Source organism: Acinetobacter sp. UBA5934 (assembly GCF_002430855.1).
GTDB lineage: Bacteria > Pseudomonadota > Gammaproteobacteria > Pseudomonadales > Moraxellaceae > Acinetobacter.
Genome location: NZ_DJDC01000043.1, coordinates 1 through 6,330, shown reverse-complemented (window position 1 = coordinate 6,330; position 6,330 = coordinate 1). Strand labels below are relative to the sequence as shown.

The 6,330-nt window shown below is 43.9% G+C and carries 5 protein-coding genes; all 5 read left to right on the top strand.

Annotated elements, in window-relative coordinates:
• A partial coding sequence (locus B2Y23_RS03205) for a 2-oxoglutarate dehydrogenase E1 component (RefSeq protein WP_291368982.1) occupies positions 1-1,890 on the top strand: 1,890 nt, incomplete at its 5' end.
• On the top strand, positions 1,890-3,107 hold the full coding sequence (gene odhB, locus B2Y23_RS03200; RefSeq protein WP_291368981.1) for a 2-oxoglutarate dehydrogenase complex dihydrolipoyllysine-residue succinyltransferase: 1,218 nt from the start codon (positions 1,890-1,892) through the stop codon (positions 3,105-3,107). The genes B2Y23_RS03205 and odhB, both read left to right, overlap by 1 nt.
• Positions 3,108-3,167: 60 nt before the next feature.
• Positions 3,168-4,601 carry a dihydrolipoyl dehydrogenase gene (gene lpdA / locus B2Y23_RS03195; RefSeq protein WP_291356267.1) on the top strand — a complete coding sequence of 478 codons (1,434 nt, stop codon included), beginning with the start codon at positions 3,168-3,170 and terminating at the stop codon, positions 4,599-4,601.
• A 170-nt stretch (positions 4,602-4,771) separates the two neighbouring features.
• Positions 4,772-5,938 carry an ADP-forming succinate--CoA ligase subunit beta gene (gene sucC / locus B2Y23_RS03190; protein WP_291368979.1) on the top strand — a complete coding sequence of 389 codons (1,167 nt, stop codon included), beginning with the start codon at positions 4,772-4,774 and terminating at the stop codon, positions 5,936-5,938.
• A gap of 13 nt (positions 5,939-5,951) precedes the next feature.
• A partial coding sequence (locus B2Y23_RS03185; protein WP_414632115.1) for a succinate--CoA ligase subunit alpha occupies positions 5,952-6,330 on the top strand: 379 nt, incomplete at its 3' end.

Here is a 6,330-nt window from a genome sequence, read left to right as displayed (position 1 = left end):
TTTAACCCGTCACACCTGGAAATTGTTGGACCTGTAGTTGAAGGTTCGGTACGTGCTCGTCAAGTACGTCGTAAAGACATTGGCGGTGATGACGTATTGCCAATCATCGTACATGGTGATGCTGCATTTGCAGGTCAAGGTGTAAACCAAGAAACCTTCCAAATGTCACAAACGCGTGGTTACACCGTGGGTGGTACGGTTCACATCGTTGTAAACAACCAGGTAGGTTTCACAACGTCTGATCCACGTGATGCACGTTCTACAGAATACTGTACTGACATTGCGAAAATGATTCAGGCGCCAATCTTCCATGTCAATGGTGATGACCCTGAAGCAGTATTGTTCGTTTCTCAATTGGCTCATGATTTCCGTCATACATTCCGTAAGGATGTCGTGATTGACATGTTCTGCTACCGTCGTCGCGGTCACAACGAAGCAGATGAACCAGCTGCAACTCAACCAATGATGTACCAAGTCATCAACAAGAAAGCGACCACACGTACGCTTTATGCTGATCAACTTGTACAACAAGGTGTATTGGATCGTGCTTCAGCTGATGCCATGGTTGAACAATATCGTTCTGACCTTGAAGCAGGTAAACACGTTGCTAACGCACTTGTTCTTGAGCCAAATACCAAAATGTTTGTGGATTGGTCACCTTATCTAGGTCATGATTACACTGACGTTTGGGATACCACTTTCCCGATCGAACGCTTAAAAGAACTTGGCAAAAAAATGCGCGAGCTTCCAGAAGGCTTCGTGATGCAACGTCAAGTAGCGAAAGTGATTGATGATCGCCTGAAAATGCAAACGGGTGAAATGCCGCTGAACTGGGGTGCTGCAGAAACTTTAGCGTATGCGACCATTCTTGATGAAGGCTTCCTGGTACGTTTAACGGGTGAAGACGTGGGCCGTGGTACTTTCTCACACCGTCACGCGAAACTACATAACCAGGTAGATGGTTCAACTTACATTCCATTATGTAACTTGAAAGAAAACCAGCCGCGTACTGCAATTTATGACTCTTTATTGTCAGAAATGGCGGTGCTAGCATTTGAATATGGTTATGCAACGACTTTACCGAAGAGCTTGATTATTTGGGAAGCTCAGTTCGGTGACTTTGCTAACTGTGCGCAAGTGGTAATCGACCAGTTCATCTCATCTGGTGAAACCAAATGGGAGCGTGTATGTGGCTTGACATTGCTTCTTCCACACGGTTTTGAAGGTCAAGGTCCAGAGCATTCATCTGCACGTCTAGAACGTTTCTTGCAGCTATGTGCTGAAGACAACATGCAAGTGATTACGCCAACGACACCGGCACAGATTTTCCATGCGATGCGTCGTCAGGCAATCCGTCCAATCCGTAAACCAATGATTGTGACTTCACCGAAGTCATTGCTTCGTCACAAACTTGCAACTTCTACATTGGAAGAACTTGCAACTGGTACATTCCAGACTGTGATCGATGAAATCGACAACATCAACAAGTCAGATGTCACTCGTCTTGTGCTTTGTGGTGGTAAGGTTTATTACGATTTGCTTGAAAAACGTCGTGAGCAAGAATTAAACAACACTGCAATCGTTCGTATCGAACAATTGTACCCATATCCAGAACAACGTATTGCTGAAGTACTTGCTTCTTATCCAAACGTAAAAGAAGTGGTTTGGACTCAAGAAGAACCGAAAAACCAAGGTGCTTGGTTGTTCATCGCTCCGCGTCTATATGACGACGTGATGAAAGCGGGTAAACAAGTTCGTATCAGTTATGCAGGTCGTGAAGCTTCTGCTGCACCGGCTTGTGGTTCACCATATTTGCATGCAAAACAACAAGCTCAGCTGGTAAATGACGCACTCGCGATTGCAGCTGAACAATCAGGAGATTCTAAATAATGGCAACCGAAATTAAAGCACCGGTATTCCCAGAGTCAGTTGCAGACGGTACGATCGCAACTTGGCATAAACAACCAGGTGAAGCTGTATCACGTGATGAAGTGATCTGCGATATCGAAACTGATAAAGTTGTTTTAGAAGTTGTTGCTCCTGCTGACGGTACAATTGCCTCAATCATTAAAAATGAAGGCGATACAGTATTATCGAATGAAGTAATTGCACAGTTTGAAGAAGGTGCTGTTTCTGGCGCTGATCAAACTCAAGCAGTTCAGTCTGAAGAAAAAGTTGAACAAGCTGCTGCACAAACAGAAGCAGGTAATGCACCTGTAGTTGAGCGCGCTCAACCTGTTGCTGACCAGGCGCCTGCAGTGCGTAAAGCATTAACAGAATCAGGTATTGCTGCTACTGACGTTTCAGGTACTGGTCGCGGTGGCCGCATCACTAAAGAAGATGTTGTAAACCATCAAGCTAAACCAGCTGCTCCTGCTGCTGCGCCTTTAAGCGTTGCTGTAGGTGAACGTATCGAAAAACGCGTTCCTATGACTCGTCTTCGTAAACGTGTTGCTGAACGTCTGCTTAATGCGACACAAAGCACTGCAATGTTAACGACGTTCAACGAAGTGAACATGAAACCAATCATGGAAATGCGTGCTCAATATAAAGATGCATTCGAAAAACGTCATGGCGCACGTTTAGGCTTCATGTCATTCTTCGTTAAAGCAGCGACTGAAGCACTGAAACGCTACCCAGCGGTAAACGCTTCTATCGATGGCGATGATATTGTTTATCATGGTTACTATGACATCGGTGTTGCAGTTTCATCTGAACGTGGTCTAGTGGTTCCTGTACTTCGTGATACAGACCGTATGAACTACGCTGAAGTAGAAAACGGTATCCGCGCTTATGCTGGTAAAGCTCGTGATGGCAAATTAGGCATTGAAGACATGACTGGCGGTACGTTCACTATTACCAATGGTGGTACTTTCGGTTCATTGCTTTCTACACCAATTTTGAACACGCCACAAACTGCGATCTTGGGTATGCACAAAATCCAGGACCGTCCAATGGCAGTCAATGGTCAAGTAGAAATCTTGCCAATGATGTACCTTGCATTGTCTTATGATCACCGTTTAATTGATGGTAAAGAAGCTGTAGGTTTCCTTGTAGCAATCAAAGAATTGTTAGAAGAGCCTGCTCGCCTTATCCTTGACCTTTAATTCTTTAGAATAAATCCATGGGCTTAGGGCAAAACTCTAGGCCCATTTTTGGAGATAAACATGTCTCAACAGTTTGATCTTGTTGTTATCGGTGGTGGACCAGGTGGTTATGAAGCAGCGATTCGTGCAGCTCAACTTGGTTTTAAAGTTGCGTGTATCGAAAAACGTATTCATAAAGGTAAACCATCTTTAGGCGGTACTTGCTTAAACGTCGGTTGTATCCCGTCTAAAGCTTTACTTGATTCTTCACATCGTTATGAAGATACCGTTCAGCATTTAGATGACCATGGTATTACGACCGGTGAAGTTAAATTTGATCTTGCTAAAATGCTGGCTCGTAAAGACAAAGTTGTAGATCAATTGACTGGCGGTATCGATCAATTACTTAAAGGTAATGGCATCGAGTGGTTAAAAGGTACGGGTAAACTGCTTGCCGGTAAAAAAGTAGAATTTGTTTCTCACGAAGGTGAAACTCAAGTTTTAGAACCTAAATACGTGATTCTTGCGACTGGTTCTGTGCCTGTAAATATTCCAGTGGCTCCTGTAGATCAAGACTTAATCGTTGATTCTACTGGCGCACTTGAATTTCCAGAAGTACCTAAGCGTTTAGGCGTGATCGGTGCTGGTGTAATCGGTCTTGAGCTTGGTTCAGTATGGCGTCGTTTGGGTGCGGAAGTTGTTGTATTTGAAGCAATGGACGCATTCTTGCCAATGGCTGATAAAGCTTTGGCAAAAGACTTCCAAAAACTGTTGACTAAGCAAGGTATGGATATCCGTATCGGTGCGAAAGTTGCTGGTACTGAAATCAACGGTCGTGAAGTCACGGTTAAATATAACCAAGCTGGCGAAGACAAAACTGAAACTTTCGATAAATTGATCGTTTGTGTCGGTCGTCGTGCCTATGCTGAAGGTTTATTGGCTGATGATTGTGGCATCAAATTAACTGAACGTGGTTTGGTTGAAGTAAACGATTGGTGTGCAACTTCTGTTGAAGGGGTATATGCAATTGGTGACTTGGTACGTGGTCCAATGCTTGCGCATAAAGCAATGGAAGAAGGCGTAATGGCAGCGGAACGTATTCACGGTCATGCTGCACAAGTGAACTATGACACGATCATTTCTGTAATTTACACACATCCAGAAGCGGCGTGGGTAGGTTTAACAGAACAGCAAGCGACTGAAAAAGGTCACGAAGTGAAAACTGGTCAATTCGGTTTCGCTGTCAACGGCCGTGCACTCGCTGCTGGTGAAGGTGCTGGTTTCGTCAAGTTTGTTGCTGATGCAAAAACAGATCGTTTACTTGGTATGCACGTGATTGGACCTGCTGCGTCTGATATCGTACACCAAGGTATGATCGCGCTTGAGTTTGTATCTTCAGTTGAGGATCTACAGTTGATGACTTTCGGTCACCCAACTTTCTCTGAAGTCGTGCATGAAGCTGCTTTGGCAGTCGATGGACGCGCAATTCACGCGATTCAACGTAAGCGTAAGTAATTCGAAAAAAGAGCGACTTAGGTCGCTCTTTTTACATTTCATGGTTGTTTTTATTGGAACAATCATCTAAAAATAAAGATAACGATTTTAAAAAATGCTGGTGCTGCTATGACGGAGGTCTGGGTACTGGTGGGTTATAACAAAGCAAAGAAGTAATAAAAGGTTATTCAATGAATTTACATGAGTATCAAGCGAAAACGTTATTAAAAAAATATGGTATGCCTGTTCAAGAAGGTATTCTGGCCACAAGGGCAGAAGAAACCGTAAAAGCTTTTGAGCAGCTTGGAGGAAAATTTGCGGTACTTAAAGCCCAGGTGCATGCCGGGGGACGTGGTAAGGCTGGTGGGGTAAAAGTAGTAAAATCAGCTGCCGAAGCCTCTGAATATGCCAATCAGATTATTGGTTCACGCTTGGTGACTTATCAGACCGATGCCAATGGACAGCCAGTCAACAGCATTTTAGTCTCTGAGGATGTTTATCCAGTTGAGCGCGAGTTGTACCTCGGTGCAGTCGTTGACCGTTCTAGTCGTCGTATCACCTTTATGGCGTCTACTGAAGGCGGTGTTGAAATTGAAAAAGTGGCCGAAGAAACTCCTGAAAAAATTATAAAAGTTGAAGTGGATCCTTTGGTGGGTTTACTACCATTTCAAGCCCGTGAAGTAGCATTTGCGCTGAATTTGAAAGATGGACAAATTAACCAGTTCGTCAAGATTATGACCGCAGCCTATCAGGCTTTTGTTGAAAATGATTTTGCATTATTTGAAATCAATCCGCTATCTGTACGTGAGAATGGCGATATTCTCTGCGTGGATGCAAAAGTCGGGATTGATTCTAATGCGCTGTATCGTCTGCCTGAAGTCGCTGCATTACGCGATAAATCACAAGAGAATGAGCGTGAATTAAAAGCTTCTGAGTTTGATCTGAACTATGTGGCTTTAGAAGGCAATATCGGTTGTATGGTGAATGGTGCAGGTCTCGCCATGGCAACTATGGACATTATTAAACTGTATGGCGGTCAGCCTGCCAACTTCCTGGATGTGGGTGGTGGTGCAACCAAAGAACGCGTGATTGAAGCTTTCAAAATCATTCTTGCCGACACTTCTGTTCAAGGTGTCTTGATTAATATTTTTGGTGGAATTGTACGTTGTGACATGATTGCGGAAGCAATTATTGCAGCAGTTCAAGAAGTGAATGTCACTGTGCCGGTTGTGGTTCGCCTGGAAGGGAACAATGCCGAGCTGGGTGCCAAGTTACTCGATGAATCTGGTTTGAAATTGATTTCTGCAAATGGCCTGGCCGATGCAGCAGAAAAAATTGTTGCTGCAGTAAAAGCTTAAAGGGGTATTGATCATGAGCGTATTAGTAAATAAAGACACAAAAGTTTTGGTTCAAGGTTTTACCGGTAAAAATGGTACTTTTCATTCAGAACAGGCAATCGCCTATGGTACCAAAGTCGTGGGTGGAGTTACGCCGGGTAAGGGTGGGCAGAAACATCTAGATTTACCTGTGTTTAATACCATGCGTGAAGCAGTACAAGAAACTCAGGCTGATGCTTCTGTGATTTATGTGCCTGCACCTTTTGTACTTGATTCTATTGTAGAAGCTGTTGACTCACGTATTGAGCTGATCGTTGTGATTACTGAAGGTGTACCAACACTCGATATGCTGAAAGCCAAACGTTATTTGGAAACCAATGGCAATGGCACGCGTCTGATTGGTCCAAACTGTC